The following is an 18,916-nucleotide window of genomic DNA, read 5'->3' as shown; positions in this document are numbered from 1 at the left end:
AAAACATAAAATCTACAAATTTGTAACAAAATTATAAATAATTACTATTTTTATCATATACTAAATTCAATGTTTATAAAAATTACTTAAAAAATATAATAATATTCTAATATTTTTGATATTAATTTAAAATTAAGTTTATTATAAATAAAATAAATTTTCTATACAATAAAAAACTTAACAATGCTTAAAAATACTTTAAAAGTTATATTTCAAATATTCTGTTCAAAAAAAAATATAACTTTACTAATAAAAATATTTGCAAATAATAAAATTTTTTTTATAAAAAATTTTCTTATCCAAAAATTTATCAAAAAATATAATATAAACACAAATGAAATTAAAGAAACAAATATAAAAAAATATAAATGTTTTAACGATTTTTTTATAAGACATCTAAAAAAAAATTGTAGAATTATAGAAAAATCTACAATTATTTCACCAGTAGACGGAATAATTAACGAAATAGGAGAATTAAAAAACAAAAAATTTTTAAAAATTAAAAATCAATCCTATTTAATAAATGAACTATTTCTTCATGAAAAAAAAATAAACAATAATTTAAACAAATGTAATTTTATAATATTTTATTTATCACCAAAAAATTATCATAGAGTTCACATGCCAATAAATGGCATATTAAAAAATATAACACTTATACCAGGAAAATTATTTTCTGTAAACCCAAAATTAATCAATATTATACCATTTATATATTCTAAAAATAAACGACTAATAATGACATTTAAAACACAATTAGGCGATATTTATATTATATTTATAGGAGCAGCATTAGTAGGAACAATTGGAACAAATTGGACCGGAGAACAAAACTGTTCATATAAAAAAGAATTTCTTTTTTTTTCAAATAAAAATGAAATAAACAATAATTTTAGCAAATCAAAATTTAAAATTAAAAAAGGAAAAGAAATAGGATATTTTAAATTAGGATCTACAATAATTCTTATATTCCCAAAAAATAAAAACATTATATGGAATCCTAAAATATATATAGGAAAAAACATTTTTTATGGTCAATCAATTGCTAATTTAATAAATAATAATACTAACAATTAAAAACTCTATATTTATTATAGAACATAATATATTAAAAATGTGCCGAGAGGAGGATTCGAACCTCCAAATAGAAAATACTCTATATTAGCTTCTGAAACTAATGTGTATACCAATTTCACCATCTCGGCATATAAAAAAATAAAATCATTTATACATTAATAAAATAATGTATAATGTTAAAAGTAACATATTATTTTTCTATATTTAAAAAAATTTTTTCTAAAAATAAAAGCTTCTAAATATCTCAATTATCTATAATAATAGCAAAAAACTATTTTAAAAAAAATATTACTATAAACTAAAATATAATATTTCATTAATACTATGAATGTTTTATAATATTAAAATTAATTAAAAATTAAATTACCATAATTTATAATGAAAATTAATGATTTCAAATTAAAAAAAAACAACTCTAAAATAAGTATGATTACTTGTTATGATTATTTATCAGCCTGTATAGTATCTGAATCTAATATTGATGGAGTATTAGTAGGAGATTCAGTATCTATGGTAATGTACGGATATCCAAACACCACAATGACAACTATAGATATGATCACATCTCATACAAAAGCTGTATATAAAGGAATAAAAAATAAGTTTATAATTAGTGATTTACCATTTTTGGGTTATTGTTCCTCATTATCAAATACAATAAAAAATGTAAAAAAAATTATTCAATCTGGAGCACAAGCAATAAAAATTGAAGGAGGTAATGATCATATATATAAAACCATTAATTTTCTAGTAAATATAGGAATTCCAATTATGGGTCATATAGGACTAACTCCACAATCTATCTATAAACTAGGAGGATACACAATACAAGGCACAACTAAAGAAGAACAGAACAAAATTATACATCAAGCAAAAAATTTAGAATCATCCGGATGTTTTTCTATACTAATTGAATGTGTACCAGAATCATTAGCAAAAATCATTACAAAATCTATAAAAATACCTACCATTGGTATTGGAGCTGGCCCTAATACAGATGGTCAAATACTAGTATGGCATGACCTATTAGGAATACAAACAAAACTTAAACCAAAATTTTTAAAACAATATACAAAAATAAAAAATATAATTCTAAATTCTATAAACACATATAACAAAGAAGTAAAAGAAAATAAATTTCCTACCATAGAATATACATATCAATAAAATAATACATATTAATATTAAATATTTTATAAATTATAAAACTTATCAATACTATAATTATGCTTGCTATACAAATTAAAAATCTATATAAAACATATAATAATGGATTCAATGCGCTACAAAATGTTAATTTAAATATCAATCCTGGAGATTTCTTCGCTTTATTAGGAAGCAATGGAGCAGGAAAATCTACAACAATTGGAATAATTACAACATTACTAAAAAAAACATCAGGAAATATCTATATTTATAATAATAATTTAGATAAATATCCTAAATTAGCAAAATCTTATATGGGGTTTGTTCCACAAGAATTTAATCTTAATATATTTGAAAATAGCGAACAAATCTTAATAAATCAAGCAGGATATTATGGAATAACAAAAAAAAAAGCAACACCAAGAATGGAATGGTTATTGAAAACAATTGGTTTATGGAAAAATAGAAAATTAACTATAAGGTATTTATCCGGAGGAATGAAAAGACAATTAATGATTGCTAGAGCATTAATACATAAACCAAAAATTTTAATTCTTGATGAACCAACAGCTGGAATAGATATAGAAAATAGACATAACATGTGGAGTTTTTTAACAAAAACAAACCAAGAAGGAACTACAATTTTATTAACAACTCATTATTTAGAAGAAGCAGAACAACTATGTAAAAATATAGCAATAATTCATAAAGGTATGATTGTATACAATAGTTCTATACAAACTTTACTTAAAACTTTAAAAAAACAAATATTTATTTTTAATACAAAACAACCATTCCAATCACCACCTAAACTAAGATCTATATATACAAAAAAAATTGATAATTACACATTCGAAATTCATATAAAAAATAACTATTCACTAAACAAAATATTTAATTCGTTATCAAAAAGCGGATTTATCATTCACAGTATGCGTAACAAAACTAACAGATTAGAAACATTATTTCTAGATTTAATCAATCACAGACATGATAACCATTAAAAAACAATATATCGCTTTATATACACTTATTAAACATGAATATACACGTATTATACGTATAGCAAGTCAAGTATTCATTCCTCCTATAATAAATAGTGCACTTTACATTTTAATATTTGGAACTATAATAGGAAAACAAATAGGATTAATAGATCACAATATAAACTATTCTAGTTTTATTACTCCAGGACTAATTATTATGTCCGTTATAATAAATTCTTATAACAACGTTTCATCATCATTGTTTAATGCACGATTTCAAAAAAATATAGAAGAAATTTTAGTAAGCCCTATGAGTGATAATTTACTACTAATTGGATACACATTTGGTGGTATATTAAGAGGAATGATAGTATCTATACTAGTATATATAGTATCCTGTTTTTTTTATTTTATACCAATAAAACATCCAGCACTTACTATATTAATCATCATATTGGTATCTAGTATTTTTTCTTTAACTGGATTTACAAATGCACTTTTAGCAAAAAATTTTGATGATATTACAATCATTCCAAACTTCTTTCTTACACCATTAACTTACTTAGGAGGAATTTTTTATACAAGCAACATGTTATCTAATACATGGAAAACTATTCTACATATCAACCCAATATTTTATATGATAAAAATATTACGTTATGCTATAACTAATAGTAAAGAAAAATATATAGACATTTCAATATTTATGATTTGTATAATAATAATGATATTTTTTATTATTAATAAAATACTTCTGAGAAAAGGTATTGGAATACGAAACTAAACTCTTATTTGTATAAAATTTTTAAAAAAACACTTAACATTATATATCTATAAAAATTCATTTATTAAAATAAAAAACTAATAATCCTAAATACTTCAAAAAAATTAAAAACACACCTTACTATAAAAATTTTCGTGATTAAAATAATTTATATTATAATAAAATTTTATATATCAAATATTTTTAACAACAATGAAAAAAAACTATCAATTAAGATTTACCGATACACATGAATGGATTGAAACAAATAATTCAAAAGAAATATATAAAATTGGAATAACTAACTATGCTCAAAAAACACTTGGAGATTTAATCTTTATTAATTTTTCTATAAAAAAATATCAAACAATAAAAACAAAAGATATTATAGCTATTATTGAATCTATAAAAGCAGCATCAGATATTTACAGTCCAATCAATGGAACAGTAATAGAAATAAATAAAAATGTGGAACATGATCCTTCAATAATTAATCATGATCCTTATGATGCTGGATGGTTGATAAAAATAAAACCTGCAAACATCAATGATATTAAAAATCTATTAGATCAAAACCAATATGAAAAACTATTAAATAGTTAACAAATTATTGCAAATATATGCCATATATACCACATACAAAATCAGACATAAAATCTATGTTATCCGAAATCGGAATTAAAAAAATCAAAGAATTATTTAAAGAAATACCATCCTTTCTTTTTTCAAATAACTTTAAAAACATTCCAAAAAAAATTAACGAGATAAATATGCTAAAAATAGCAAATAAACTAGCAAAAAAAAATAAAAAAGGAATTTGTTTTATCGGAGCAGGAAGTTATGATCACTTTATCCCATCTATTGTATGGGATATCACATCTAGAAGCGAATTTTTAACTGCCTATACACCATATCAACCAGAAGCCAGCCAAGGAACACTACAAATACTTTATGAATATCAAAGTATGATATCAGAATTAACTAAAATGGAAATATCTAATTCATCTATGTATGATGGATCAACCGCATTAGCAGAAGCGATATTTATGGCAATACGAATTAAAAATTCTAATAATATAAATAAAACTATTAATGAAAAAAAAACAATATTAATTCCTAATTCTTTACACCCATTATACAAATATACTTTAAAAACTATTCTAAACAATCATAAAAACATAAATATTATTTATATACCATTCAATCAACAAACAGGAACAACAGATTTATCTAAATTAAATAAATATAAAAACAAAAATACCGCAGCAATAATAATCACACAACCAAATTTTTTTGGTTGCCTTGAACCAGTAGATGAATTAACATACTGGGCAAATAAAAATAACATAATTAGTATAGCTTGCGTAAATCCATTATCTTTATTAATATTAACTCCACCTGGAATATGGGGAGGGGATGGAGTTACAATAACATGTGGAGAAGGACAACCGCTTGGTTGTCCTATGTTTTACGGAGGACCATACTTTGGGTTTTTTGGAACTAAAATGAAATATGTTAGACAAATGCCTGGAAGAATCGTAGGAAAAACTACTGATAAAAATGGAAAAACAGGATTTACTCTTGTTCTACAAACCAGAGAACAACATATAAGAAGAGAAAAAGCAACATCTAATATATGTACAAATCAAAATCTATTAGCTATAGCTGCAACAATTTATTTAAGTGTTTTAGGATCAAAAAGATTAAATAATATAGCTATCGAATGTCATGAAAAAACAAAAAACTTAATACAAAAACTTGTACAAATAAAAGGTATTAAATTATTTTTTAATAAAACACCATTTTTTCATGAAGCATTAATTAAAATAAAACACAAACACTACACAGCAGAAAAAATACTATTAAATCTAGAAAAATACGAAATATTTGGAGGATACCAGGTAGAACAACATTATCCAAATCTAAAAAATTGTATACTAACCTGCGCAACAGAAATGAGAACTAAAACAGAAATACAATATTTCTATAAAACTCTTAAAAACATAATTCTATCTAAAAACTAAATATTAATTTAATTTAACAAAATTACTACACCTAAATTTCTATAATTAATCAACGTAAAAAAATACACAAAAAAACTTACTTATTCACAATAAGGTCATATTTATCTATTTAAATCAATAAAATTTAAAATATCCAATTTACTCACACTTCCAATTTTTCTATCAACTAAAACACCATCTTTAAATAAAATTAAAGTAGGAATACTCATTACATTATACCTCTTAGGTATATCTAAATTAATATCAACATTAATTTTTCCAAAAAGAATTACTCCTTTATACTCTACAGATAACTCTTCTAATATAGGAAGTAATGCCATACAAGGATTACACCAATCTGCCCAAAAATCTATTAAAAAAAAACCATTTGAATTCATTAACTCATTATCAAAATTTTTATCATCTAATGTCTTTATATACATAATATATCCATTGCTGCACATTATATTAAATAAAAAAAATATATTTTAATAGTATATAATACTAAATTATAAAAACAAAGAAAAAAATTTTATTTTTAAAATAATTCTATATATCATTTGTTTATTAAATAATTATCAATTAAACATACTTTTCCTATCTTAACTGCTATAAAACGCCTAAAATTATATTCTTCTAAATATTCTACATGTATTCCATTATCATTAAGTTTATTTCTAATATCTACCAAATTTTTTTCATTCAAAAATATATAAGAAAATAAATCAGCTTTATATCGTTCATCTTTAGTTAAAAAATTATTACGAGAACTATAAGCTAATCCACTTTTTTCTCTAATCGTAGGACACATTTTAACTTCAATATTCATAAAAAACGCATGAATCATATTCAATACTAAATTGTATTGTTGATAATCTTTCTCACCAAAATAAATTTTATTTGGCTTTGTTATATTTAACAATTTCATAACTATAGTAAGCATACCTGTTATATAATTAGATCTTCTTGAGCCCTCCATTATTTTTGAAAAAAAATTCTCTTGTATTTTATAATAATCTTTATCAGAATAAATTTCATTATTTTTAGGAACTAAACAAAAATCAATTTCTAAATCCATTAAACTACTCAAGTCATTCTTTAAAGTACGAGGATAACTTATATATTCTTCGTTAGATTCAAATTGAATAGGATTTACAAATATACTAACAATAGTAAAATCATTCTCTTCCTTACTTTTTTTAAATAAAGAAAAATGTCCATTATGCAAATTTCCCATTGTAGGAATAAAACCTAAAGATTTACAAGAAGATAAAGAACTACGAAATTTTATCCATTCTAAAACTTTAAAAAAAACTTTCATTTCAGTTATAAAAAATATAAAAGATAAATTATTATATAATATATAATATATTTTTTTTAAAAAAAACTATTCAACAATAAAAAATAAATTTTATTTTACCTATATAATAAAATTATTAAAAATAATAACTAAAACTTTATCCTATAAATATAGATATGATTATCGAAAAATTAAAAAAAAAATCAATTAAAAAACATTTTTTTATATTTAAAGGAAATTTAGGATATTTAGAGGGAATAATACAAATCCCTAACAGAATAAATAAAAAAAAATATATTGTAATAATAGGACATCCTCACCCATTAAAAGGAGGAAATATGTACAATAAAATTGTTACAACCATAGCAAATTCTTTTAATATTTTAGGAATACCTAGTGTAACATTTAATTTTAGAGGAGTAGGAAAATCAGAAGGAAAATATGATAAGGGATATGGAGAAACAAAAGATATGCTATCTCTTACAAAACTATTGCAAAATAAAAATAAAAAATTTAAATTTTTGTTTTCAGGATTTTCTTTTGGTTCTTATGTAGCCTATAGAACAGCTTTACATTTTGAAAATACATTATTAATAACCATAGCACCACCTATCAATCATTATCATTTTCACTATAATAAAAATATTAAAAAAATATCATGGATAATTTTTCAAGGAAATCAAGATCATATAATACCAATATCAACAATCAAACAATTTTCCCAACAATTTTCTCCTCCTATACCTATAATTTTATTTAAAAAAACAGGACATTTTTTTCATAAAAAATTAATTGAATTAAAAAAAGAATTAGTTAAAAATATTTATTTAAAACTTTTTTACAAAGTACATAAAAATAAATAACATTTATTAAAACCTCTTTAACAATATAATGCTAATTTAATACATACATTAAATAAAATTTACTTAACATTCTAAATATTTTATGTTTACAATAAATAAAATATTTTAATTAAAATTTATCTTTCCTTAATACCAGGATTCTCTAAACTCAAAATACCTGTATTAAAATCATAAGCAAAAATCTCAGCATATCTAGCCCAATCTATCATTGTATGTAAAACTCTCTTAGATTCTTTTTCATCTAAATAATATTCAAGTTTATTTAAAAAATATTCTTCTGAAACTTGATGATCATACTTTTGATCTAATATATAACGTATATAACGTGCTAAAAATATTTTTTCTAACAAACAACAAGCAAATATTTGTTTACGACCTTGCAAATCAGCACTTGAAAATTGTATACCCAAAACACTAAGTTTAATTTTTCCATCAGATACATCAGCAAATCCTAATATAGTCAAACTTTCTAAAATAGGAAATAAATCATCAATATCCATCATTAACTCGTCTGCTAAATCCAACAATTCAATATTACCTTTAAAAAACTTCATAGTTTCAATTAAACCAGATAATTCTGCCGGATCAACATCTGGCAAACGATACCATAAATTAATCTGTTTCTTATTTCTAGTACACCTAGATTGATATCTAGGTTCGGTTGTCATTAATCTATAAACATGGTCTACAAAATCTCTAAATTCAGACTTATTAGGATTTCTAGGCTTTAATAAATTAACGTCAACTTCTGCTGAAATATATCCAGGGTCACTACCAAAAATAATAATACGATCAGAAAGCATAACTGCTTCTTCAATATTATGAGTAACTAATAATATTGCATTTATATTAGTTTTCTTCTGCTCCAATAACCTTAATAAATCTGATTTTAAATTTTCTGCCGTTAAAACATCTAAAGCAGAAAAAGGCTCATCCATAAGTAAAACATCAGGATCAACTACTAACGCCCTAGCTAATCCCACTCTCTGACACATACCTCCAGACAATTCTTTTGGAAATGCTGATTCAAATCCATCTAAACCAATAATATCAATAGTTTCAATAGAACGCATACGTCTTTCCTTTTTAGAAACACCTTGGGCCTCTAATCCTAATTCCACATTTTCTAAAACAGTTAACCAAGGCATTAAAGCAAAAGATTGAAAAACCATAGCAATACCAGGAACTGGACCAAAAATTTCTTTTCCACGATATATTACTTTTCCTGAAGAAGGAGGTATTAAACCAGCAATAATACGTAACAAAGTAGATTTTCCAGATCCTGATTTTCCAAGAATAGTAACAATTTCTTTATCTTTTAATTGAAAACTTATTTCATCAAATACCAATAAATCTTTCCTAAATCCTTTTTTAAAAAATTTAGAACATTTCTCTAAAGAAATAATAACTTTTGATGACAATACTGAATTACGAGCCATATACTTTTATTTAAAATAAACAACAACGATTTTTAGCTAAACGATAAAGTGGTTTCCAAATTAAATGATTAAACATCAAAACATAAATACACATTATAATCGTCCCTAAAATAACTTTAGAAAAATTATTATCTATTATATTCGTCTGAATATATCCTCCTAATCCATTTGCCTTTAAGACAATATTTCCCCAACTTACATATTCTGAAACAACGCTAGCATTCCAAGCTCCTCCAGAAGCAGTTATAGCTCCAGTAATATAAAATGGAAATATACTAGGAAACACTAAACGTTTCCACCATTTCCAACCTGTAAGATTAAAATTATCCGCAACCAAACGAAGATCACTAGGAATATTACTAGCCCCAGCAATAACATTAAATAATATGTACCATTGCATTCCAAGAATCATTAAAGGAGTTAAAAATATTTCAGTATTTAAATGAAAATAAACAATAATAATAACAAACAATGGATAAAATAAATTTGCAGGAATAGAAGAAACAAATTGAATAACAGGTTGAATTTTTTGAGAAAATTTTGGATTCAATCCAATATAAACACCAATAGGTATCCAAATCAAAGAACTTATTACTATTAAAACTAAAACTCGAATACTGGTTATAGCTCCAAGTAAACAAACATGAAAAATTTCTATTAAATTAAATTTCATCAAAACAAATTTAATTAATACCCAAATAATTGTTCCTATAAAAATTAAAATAAAGAAATTTAACAACCAATTAATTTGTTTTAAATATAAAAACTTAACAAAATTAAATTTTTTTATATATACTTTCTTAATCCAATAAGTATTAATAAAATGATCTTTAAATATACATATTTTTTTATATATTATCTTTATTAAGATACCACTTCTCATTAAATTAATTAACCATGATTTATACTCATCTTCATTAATACATTGTTTGATTTTAAATTTTTCTGACCAAACAATTAACGGTCTAAATAAAATTTGATCACAAAGAAAAATAATAATAACCATAGCAAAAATAGAATAACAAACAGCTAACAAATCACGACATTCAATTGCTAATGCAATATAAGAACCAATTCCAGGCAAATGAATACTATAATGAGCAATAGAAATTGCTTCTGATACTACAACAAAAAACCAGCTGGATGACATAGAAATCATTATATTCCATAACAAATTTGAAATAGAAAATGGAACTTCTATTTTCCAAAACTTTTGCCAAGCAGAAAGTTGAAAAATTTCTGCTACTTCTTTTAAATCATTAGGTAACAACCTTAATGATTGATAAAAACCAAGAACGATATTCCAAACCTGAGCTGTAAAAATCGCAAAAATAGAAGCAAATTCTGCACCAAGTAAACATCCTGGAAATAAATAAACAAAACTATTAACAGTAATAGATACAAAACTTAATACAGGAACCGATTGCAATATATCAATTAATGGTATAATAATTTTTTCAGCTTTATTACTTTTTGCTGCAAAAGTTCCAAATACAAAAGTAAATAAAATTGATAATATTAAAGCAATAAACATACGCAATACAGTACGCAACGAATATAATGGCAACTTAAATAAAGAGAGAGAAATTGGCAATTTCTGACCTATCTTATAAGGATATACCATTTGCTTTCCGGCTATAATAAATAAAAAACAAATCAAAAAAAACAATAAAAAAAACAATAAATCTGAACAATTAACAAAATTCTTAATTTTTTCTTTATAAATATACCGAAAACCACCACTATTATTATTATAATAACGCACAAAAGTAACCTAATTTCATAAGAACCATTGAGCCACCAAACTTTTAAATAATCATATCAACTACTAATATAAATACCTATATAAAACATGTTAAAATAATTCTATAAAATAAAACAAATAATTAATAATTATTAAAAAACTAATCTTTCAAAAGATTAATAATATAAAGCAATATATACCAAATCTTTATTAAAAATAAATATATCTATACTTTTCTTAATATAAATTAAAATAAACATAAATTACATAAAATTTAATGCATGGAATACAAAACAAAATATCACTACATCATATATACTTACTTGTATAACTTTAATATTATTATCTAATTACATAAAAATAAATTCTTTATTTTAAAACAAACTAACTAAAAAAAACAATCTAGAAAAATAGTTATTATTAATATATACATTAATATACTAACTACACAAAATTTTCATAACAAAAATATTATAATCTTTTATTGAAACAACATATAAAATTCTATTACCTATTTTTTGAAAAATATAAACTAAAATACTTTTCCACATCTAACGCAGCCATAGAACCAAATCCAGAAGCAGTAATCGCTTGCCTATAAATAGGATCCATAACATCACCACAAGCAAATACTCCAGAAATAGATGTTGACGTAGCCATTACATTATTACTATTCATATATTGATTAATATTATCAGTTCTAAAAAAATTAACAACAATAAATCCATCTTTATCAATTAACAACTGATCTTTGAATATATCAGTATTTGGTACAAAACCTATAGCAATAAAAACACCACTAACATCTAAAAATTTAGAACTTTTATTATTTAAATCATGTACAGTTATTCCATTAACTTTAGATCCATCTCCTAAAATATCAACTACTATATGATTCCATAATATTTCTATTTTACCATCATTAACCTTTTTAAATAACTTATCTTGTAAAATAAGTTCAGCACGTAACACATTCTTTCTATGAACTAAAATTACATGATCAACAATATTTGATAAATATAATGCTTCTTCCACTGCTGTATTTCCTCCTCCAATAACACAAACTTTTTTATTACGAAAAAAATATCCGTCACATGTAGCACAAAAAGACACTCCATGTCCTAAATATTTTTTTTCTGAACTTATGCCTAAAAATCTATGAGAAGAACCTGTAGCAATAATTAAAGCATCACAAAAATAAATATTCCTTTCCCCTTTTAAAAAAAATGGTCTACTCCTTAAATTTACATTAGTGACTCTATCATAAATAATATTTACATTCAACTGTAATACATGATCTTTTATATTCTTCATTAATTCTGGACCATGAAATCTATTAATATTTCCAGGCCAATTATCAACAGAAGTTGTAGTAGTTAACTGACCACCTGGTTGATCTCCTGCAATAATAATAGGATTTAAATTAGCACGAGCAGCATAAATAGCTGCAGTATAACCAGCAGGTCCTGAACCAATTATCATTAATGAATATTTATTAACAATACTATTCATAGTTAATTCATATTTTTATTAAATTACAAATAAGTATATTATTTAGAATATAATAAATACATATATCATTTTTTTATATAATTTACAATTATGGAAAAACATAAATCTCATTCTTTAAACAACACTGAAAAAAATCTTAAACGAAATATTTTAAAAAAATATTTAAAAGAAACTTACCTACTTATAATTATGATGTTATCAATATTTATTTTAATATCCTTATATTCTTATAATATTAATAACAATATAAAAAAATACATTCCTAATCAAGGAAACTATAAAAAAATATCTAATTACTGTGGAATTGTAGGATTATTCCTAGCAAATATATTATATTATCTCTTTGGATGTTTTTCTTTTTTTATCCCAATTTGGATATTGTATATAACATTCAATTTATTTATTTATAATTATAAAAATATTAAAATTCATTATACTGATATATATATAAAAAATATAGGATTCTTTTTATTTATAATTAGTGGAAATAGTCTATTAAATTTAAATTTTCAAAATCAAAATAATAATCTTACTTACCATAAAAATGGAATATTAGGAAAATTTATCTTAAATAATCTAGAAATTATTTTTAACAAAGAAGGAACAACATTAATACTTATAACAATATTTCTGATTAGTATAAATTTTATTACTAAAATTTCTTGGACTTATCTAATAAAAGAAATCCTATATACCCTATTTGCAATAATAAAATGGACTTTAAAAAAAATAAAAGTATTTTTTTTTATTAAAAAAAAAAAGCAAGATAAATATATAAAAAAAAACATTAGCAACAAAAATACTGATTTTATTCATAAACAAAACAAATCAATAAAAATACATAATAATAATAATAATTTAAAATTAAACACAATTTTTAAAAAACACCACACAAATTATACAAAAAGAAAAATAATAAATTTACCTAACACCATTCTTATAAAAAATAAAAAACAAAATAATTTAAATAAATATATAAAAAATAACAACAAATATATTGCAGAAAAAATTAAAAATACCCTATCACAATTTGGAATTAAAGCTAACGTAGTTAACATCCAACATGGACCAATTGTCACAAGATTTGAACTTCAATTACATTCTGGAACAAAAATAAAAACAATACTATCTTTATCAAAAGACTTAGCAAGATTATTGTCAGTCACTTCAATAAAAATTATTGAATCTATTCCAGAAAAAACCACTATCGGATTAGAATTACCAAATAAAATACAAAATCCCATAAAACTTTTTGATATCTTATCTTCCAAAGAGTATCAAAAATCATATTCCCCTATTACCTTAGGATTAGGAGTAAATACTATTGGTAATCCTGTCACTATCGATTTAAAAGAAATGCCACATATCTTAATTGCAGGAACAACAGGATCAGGAAAATCAATGAATATACACTCTATGATTCTCAGTATTCTTTTAAAATCCACTCCTAAACAAGTTCAATTTATCATGATCGATCCTAAAATAATTGAATTATCTATATATAATCAAATACCACATTTATTAATGCCAGTAATCACAGACACAAAAACAATACCAACAACCCTTAATTGGATCATTAAAGAAATGAAAAAACGTTTTTATTTAATGAATACTTTAAAAGTACGTAATATAGAAGAATTTAATAAAAAAAATTCTAAAATTAAAAAATTTAATTCAAAAAAAAATAAATATTTCATTAACAATCAAAATATACAAAACAATCTTCCATATATAATAATTATTATTGATGAATTAGCTGATATAATCTTAACAGAAAAAAAAAATATAGAATCACTAATTGTATACATAACACAAAAATCTAGAGCATCTGGGATACATTTTATAATATCCACACAACGACCATCAGTAAATATACTGACAGGAATTATCAAAGCTAATATTCCAGCACGCATCGCATTTCAAGTCTCTTCAAAAATCGATTCTTATATTATTTTAGATCAACAAGGAGCCGAACAACTATTAGGAAAAGGAGATATGCTCTATTTATCTCCTCAAAAAAAAATTACAAGAATACATGGCCCTATCATTAGTAATCAGGAAATAAATAAAATAATTAATTATTGGATTAATAAAAAACATTAATAATTATATAATTAATTAATCATTAATATTATATTTTTTTAATTTAAAAATTTATAAGATCCAAAAAATCTTTTAAATGTTCTTTGTTTTTTTCCTTTCTTAAATAAGAAAGTAAATTCTTCATAAAATATTCATATTTATTTTCAGTCAAAAACCCACGAATTAATTCAAAACGTAAATAAATACAATATGTATTTAACACATCAATTTCACAATAATTTCTAATATCCTCGATATTACCAGAATTAAAAACATCCCAAACTCTTTCTCCACTCATGTTAATTTTACCAGGAAACCCTAACATAGAAGAAATAATATCTAAAGATGCAAAAGCTGTACTTTGATATGCAGATAATATATCCATTAAATCAATATGTCGATAATGAAATCTATTTAAATAATTATTCCAACGAAATTCCTTTTTACAACTTCCTGTTTCCCAATAAACACGAGAAGAAACTTTATGTAACAAAGAACGGTAATGAATTACTGGTAAATCAAATCTACAACCATTCCAACTAACTAAAATAGGAACATATTTTTCAATTCCAAAAAAAAATCTTTTTAATAATTCCTTCTCACCAGATTGTATAGAACCTAAAGACCATACTTTAATATAATTATCATACTTAAATAATACAGAAATAACAATAATTTTTTGTAAAAAATGAGGAAAAAAACTATGTCCAACACTATCCTTCCTTAATGCACAAAGTGCTAAAAACACATCCTCATTTGAAAGACTATTTAAACTATAAATCTTTTTACCCAATTCAATATCAGGAATAGTTTCGATGTCAAAAACCATAATATTCATTTAATTTATAATTAAGCAAAATACTTCTTAATTCCATTTTAAATAATTAATAAAATGCAATTTATTAACTAATAATTTTAAAATTATATTAAAATCTAATTATATTTACATAAAATTATTAAAAAACTAATTAAATATTTCATTTTTATACAATTACCTTATTCTTTTTAAAAGACTTTACCTTGCTTTTTTCTATATCAAAATATACAATTCAGTCAATACATATTTTACATATTATAAAATTTATTTTACATATACTTCATAATATTCGATAAACATCGATATAAAAATTTTACTCAAAAAAAACAAATAATAATAACAATATGAACATAATATTACTAGGTTTTCCTGGATCTGGAAAAAGCACTCAAGGCAATATGATAGCTAATTATTTTAATTTATTACACATTTCTACCGGAAATATATTGAGATCAAATAAAAAATTGTTAAATATTAAAAATAATAATTTCAATTTAATAAAAAAAGGAAAACTATTACCAGATAACTTTATTACTAATGTAATAATGAAATATATTAAAAATTCTAAAAATAAAAATGGACTTTTATTTGATGGATTTCCAAGAACAATAAATCAAGCACAATCATTAAAAAAAAGGAATATTATTATAAATTTTATTATAGAACTTCAAATTCCAGAAAAAATATTAATAAAACGTATTTCAGGAAGAAGAATTCATCTACCTTCAGGAAGAATTTATCATATAAATTTTAATCCTCCAAAAATTTATGGAATTGATGACATTACAGGAGAGCCATTAATACATAGAGAAGATGACCAAGAAAATTCAATTAAAAATAGATTATACTCATATTATATTAATACAAAACCTATCATAAAATATTTTGACAACTGGAAAAAAATAAACTTTTCAGATTTCCCAAAATTTTATAAAATAAATGCAAATAAAGAAAAAGAAAAAATTTTTAAAAAAATTTTAAAATATATTCAAATATAAAATAATAAAAAACAAAACTAATAAAAAACATAAACAAAAAATTATTAATAGTATTTATAATAATCTTATATTTAAAATTTTTTCAGTTTTTATTTATTTACTAAAGATAAAAAGTACCTACTTATTTCATAAAATGAATTTTTAAAACTAATTTTTGCTAAAATACTTCTTTAAAATAAATAATTTATAAAATACTTTTCATATTTTTCAGGTATAATAAATAGCACTCAATCAATAACTAAAATTTTATTTATATAATGAATATTTCTATTAAGATAAGAAATATATTTCTAATAGGACCAATTGGATCAGGAAAAAGCACAATAGGAAAAATTTTAGCAAAAGAATTAAAATTTGAATTTTATGATTCAGACACTGTTCTTAAGAAAAGAACAGGAGCCGATATATCTTGGATTCTTGATATAGAAGGAATGGATGGATTTAGAAAAAGAGAAAAAAAAATTATAGAAGAATTAACAAAAAAAAATAATATAGTATTGGCAACAGGAGAAGGATCTGTCACAACAACAGAAAATCAGTATGCATTAACTTCAAGAGGAACTGTAATATATCTAAAAACTTCTTTACAAGAACAATATGAAAGAACCAAAAAAGATAATAAACACCCATTATTAAGAACAAAAAACATAAAAAATCAACTAAAAATCTTAAAAAAAGAAAGAGATCCAATATATATAAAATTATCTGATATAACATTTGAAACTGATAAACTAACAACAAAAACAGTATCAAATAACATTATAAAATATCTTTATAACAACATATTATAAACATTTATAAATAAAAAAATCATAAGAATAAATATAAATTTTCTTCTTCATAAAGAACTATTATAACATTCATAAAAAATTGTTTTATTTAATATTAAATTAATAATAAACAATCTTTCTACAAATATTTATTAACATAGTAATAAATAAATAATTTTAAAAAAACATATATAACGATGATATAAACAACAAAAAACAAATTATTAAAATATTTTCATTAAAAAATACTTTTTAATTATCTTATTTCAATAAAATATGTTTCATAATAGAAAAATATATAGAAACTAAAACTTCTAAACTCGATACAGAAACTCTTTCATTAATTTGATGAATAGTTCTATTGGTTAATCCCAACTCTATAGTATCTACACCATAACATGCAATAAATCTAGAATCAGAAATACCACCATAAGTTGAAATGTAAGGAAAATTATTTGTGACTTCTTTTACTGATTGAATACCAACATCTAACAAAAATTTACGTTTTAATAATAATGGTCTACTATTAAATTTCCACTTAATCGAATAACATATATTTCTTTTATCTAAACATAACAGTAATATTTTTTTTAACGACTGAAAATTTTGTTGACTTGAAAAACGAAAATTAAAATTAAGTACCAAACTTCCTGGTAAAACATTATTACCATAATTATATCCTTCATTAACCTTAATATATGTAGCTTGAAAAGAAGTATTTGGAAAATATTTATCATAACATTTATCAAACTTCTTATTAGATAACTCAAATAAAACTGAATTTAATTGATGTATTATATTTAAAGTATGATTTGGATACGCAACATGACCTTGCTTTCCTTTTAATGTCAATTCTCCATTCAATGAACCACGATGACCAACTTTAATACAATCTCCTACAAAATTATTGCTAGATGGTTCTCCAACAATACAAAAATCAGGAATAATTCCACTTAATTTTAATCTTTTCATAACATATGAAGTACCCAAATGAAATTGATCTCCTTCTTCACCACTAGTAAATAAAAATCCTATGCTACCATTAAATTTTGAAAAAGAATCAATAAATCTTTTAACTGCAACCATCATGGATGCAATAGCTCCTTTCATATCAGCAACACCACGACCATAAAACATCCCATTATCTTCTTTTAAACAAAAAGGAAAATAAATCCATTGATTTTCATCTCCAACAGAAACAACATCAGTATGACCTGCAAATACCAATAAAGGAGAAGATTTACCAATGAATGCAAAAAAATTAGAAACAGGGAAATTATTAAATTGATAACAACTGAATCCTATACATTTTAAATAATTCATAATATAATTCTGACATCCCATATCGTACGGAGTGACAGAAGGAAAACTTATTAATTTTTTTAAAATTGACTTAATATTATTATTTACACTCAT

17 protein-coding genes and 1 tRNA gene are annotated in these 18,916 nt (G+C 22.6%); 10 read left to right on the top strand and 8 right to left on the bottom strand.

The genetic code is table 11. The features are described from left to right. Window positions 1-183 precede the first annotated feature (183 nt). A complete protein-coding gene (asd, locus tag CCU22_RS01860; protein ID WP_100114891.1) occupies window positions 184-1,077 on the top strand; it encodes an archaetidylserine decarboxylase in 894 nt (297 codons plus the stop codon). Window positions 1,078-1,117: 40 nt separating this feature from the next. On the opposite strand, the gene CCU22_RS01855 is transcribed toward asd, so the two are convergent. After that, window positions 1,118-1,205: transfer RNA gene (locus CCU22_RS01855), tRNA-Leu, on the bottom strand. Between the two features lie 250 nt (window positions 1,206-1,455). Between CCU22_RS01855 and panB the strand changes: the two genes are divergently transcribed. From panB to gcvPA, 5 genes are all read left to right on the top strand, one after another. Continuing rightward, window positions 1,456-2,244, top strand: coding sequence for a 3-methyl-2-oxobutanoate hydroxymethyltransferase (gene panB, locus CCU22_RS01850; protein ID WP_100114890.1), 789 nt, complete (start codon window positions 1,456-1,458; stop codon window positions 2,242-2,244). Window positions 2,245-2,303: 59 nt separating this feature from the next. Beyond that, the gene (locus CCU22_RS01845) at window positions 2,304-3,227 is read left to right on the top strand and encodes an ABC transporter ATP-binding protein (protein WP_100114889.1); all 924 of its coding nucleotides are present in this window, start codon (window positions 2,304-2,306) and stop codon (window positions 3,225-3,227) included. Next, a complete protein-coding gene (locus CCU22_RS01840) occupies window positions 3,214-3,993 on the top strand; it encodes an ABC transporter permease (RefSeq protein WP_233485101.1) in 780 nt (259 codons plus the stop codon). The genes CCU22_RS01845 and CCU22_RS01840 overlap by 14 nt, the downstream gene beginning before the upstream one ends. Before the next feature lie 192 nt (window positions 3,994-4,185). Next, window positions 4,186-4,575: a glycine cleavage system protein GcvH gene (gene gcvH / locus CCU22_RS01835; RefSeq protein WP_100114888.1), complete on the top strand. Its 390-nt coding sequence runs from the start codon at window positions 4,186-4,188 to the stop codon at window positions 4,573-4,575. A 17-nt stretch (window positions 4,576-4,592) separates the two neighbouring features. Further along, window positions 4,593-5,996, top strand: a complete 1,404-nt coding sequence (gcvPA, locus tag CCU22_RS01830; RefSeq protein WP_100114887.1) for an aminomethyl-transferring glycine dehydrogenase subunit GcvPA — start codon at window positions 4,593-4,595, stop codon at window positions 5,994-5,996. 101 nt (window positions 5,997-6,097) lie between these two features. On the opposite strand, the gene trxA is transcribed toward gcvPA, so the two are convergent. Continuing rightward, window positions 6,098-6,418, bottom strand: coding sequence for a thioredoxin (gene trxA / locus CCU22_RS01825; RefSeq protein ID WP_158521319.1), 321 nt, complete (start codon window positions 6,416-6,418; stop codon window positions 6,098-6,100). Window positions 6,419-6,531: 113 nt separating this feature from the next. Next, on the bottom strand, window positions 6,532-7,296 hold the full coding sequence (locus tag CCU22_RS01820) for a pantoate--beta-alanine ligase (RefSeq protein ID WP_100114885.1): 765 nt from the start codon (window positions 7,294-7,296) through the stop codon (window positions 6,532-6,534). A gap of 155 nt (window positions 7,297-7,451) precedes the next feature. Here CCU22_RS01820 and CCU22_RS01815 point away from each other — a divergent pair, with 155 nt between their 5' ends. After that, the gene (locus CCU22_RS01815; protein ID WP_100114884.1) at window positions 7,452-8,138 is read left to right on the top strand and encodes an alpha/beta hydrolase; all 687 of its coding nucleotides are present in this window, start codon (window positions 7,452-7,454) and stop codon (window positions 8,136-8,138) included. Window positions 8,139-8,254: 116 nt separating this feature from the next. On the opposite strand, the gene CCU22_RS01810 is transcribed toward CCU22_RS01815, so the two are convergent. The 3 genes from CCU22_RS01810 to trxB form a co-directional block, all read right to left on the bottom strand. Further along, the gene (locus CCU22_RS01810; RefSeq protein WP_100114883.1) at window positions 8,255-9,577 is read right to left on the bottom strand and encodes an ABC transporter ATP-binding protein; all 1,323 of its coding nucleotides are present in this window, start codon (window positions 9,575-9,577) and stop codon (window positions 8,255-8,257) included. 10 nt (window positions 9,578-9,587) lie between these two features. Next, window positions 9,588-11,201: an ABC transporter permease gene (locus CCU22_RS01805; RefSeq protein WP_100115039.1), complete on the bottom strand. Its 1,614-nt coding sequence runs from the start codon at window positions 11,199-11,201 to the stop codon at window positions 9,588-9,590. Between the two features lie 627 nt (window positions 11,202-11,828). Continuing rightward, window positions 11,829-12,833 carry a thioredoxin-disulfide reductase gene (gene trxB, locus CCU22_RS01800; protein ID WP_100114882.1) on the bottom strand — a complete coding sequence of 335 codons (1,005 nt, stop codon included), beginning with the start codon at window positions 12,831-12,833 and terminating at the stop codon, window positions 11,829-11,831. Between the two features lie 90 nt (window positions 12,834-12,923). On the opposite strand from trxB, the gene CCU22_RS01795 reads away from it, so the two are divergent. Further along, window positions 12,924-14,936, top strand: coding sequence for a DNA translocase FtsK 4TM domain-containing protein (locus CCU22_RS01795; protein ID WP_100114881.1), 2,013 nt, complete (start codon window positions 12,924-12,926; stop codon window positions 14,934-14,936). A gap of 43 nt (window positions 14,937-14,979) precedes the next feature. On the opposite strand, the gene CCU22_RS01790 is transcribed toward CCU22_RS01795, so the two are convergent. After that, window positions 14,980-15,753 carry a 3'-5' exonuclease gene (locus CCU22_RS01790; protein WP_100114880.1) on the bottom strand — a complete coding sequence of 258 codons (774 nt, stop codon included), beginning with the start codon at window positions 15,751-15,753 and terminating at the stop codon, window positions 14,980-14,982. Between the two features lie 323 nt (window positions 15,754-16,076). Between CCU22_RS01790 and CCU22_RS01785 the strand changes: the two genes are divergently transcribed. Together CCU22_RS01785 and aroK are read left to right on the top strand one after the other, a co-directional pair. Then, entirely contained in the window at window positions 16,077-16,730 is a 654-nt protein-coding gene (locus CCU22_RS01785) for an adenylate kinase family protein (protein WP_100114879.1), read from the top strand. A 257-nt stretch (window positions 16,731-16,987) separates the two neighbouring features. Then, the gene (aroK, locus tag CCU22_RS01780; RefSeq protein WP_100114878.1) at window positions 16,988-17,521 is read left to right on the top strand and encodes a shikimate kinase AroK; all 534 of its coding nucleotides are present in this window, start codon (window positions 16,988-16,990) and stop codon (window positions 17,519-17,521) included. A gap of 240 nt (window positions 17,522-17,761) precedes the next feature. On the opposite strand, the gene dapE is transcribed toward aroK, so the two are convergent. Next, window positions 17,762-18,916 carry a succinyl-diaminopimelate desuccinylase gene (dapE, locus tag CCU22_RS01775; RefSeq protein ID WP_100114877.1) on the bottom strand — a complete coding sequence of 385 codons (1,155 nt, stop codon included), beginning with the start codon at window positions 18,914-18,916 and terminating at the stop codon, window positions 17,762-17,764.

The sequence above is a fragment of the Candidatus Legionella polyplacis genome (assembly GCF_002776555.1).
In the GTDB taxonomy this organism is placed as follows: domain Bacteria; phylum Pseudomonadota; class Gammaproteobacteria; order Legionellales; family Legionellaceae; genus Legionella_E; species Legionella_E polyplacis.
The sequence above is the reverse complement of the archived record's forward strand: the minus strand, read 5'-3'. Positions and strand labels throughout refer to the sequence as shown.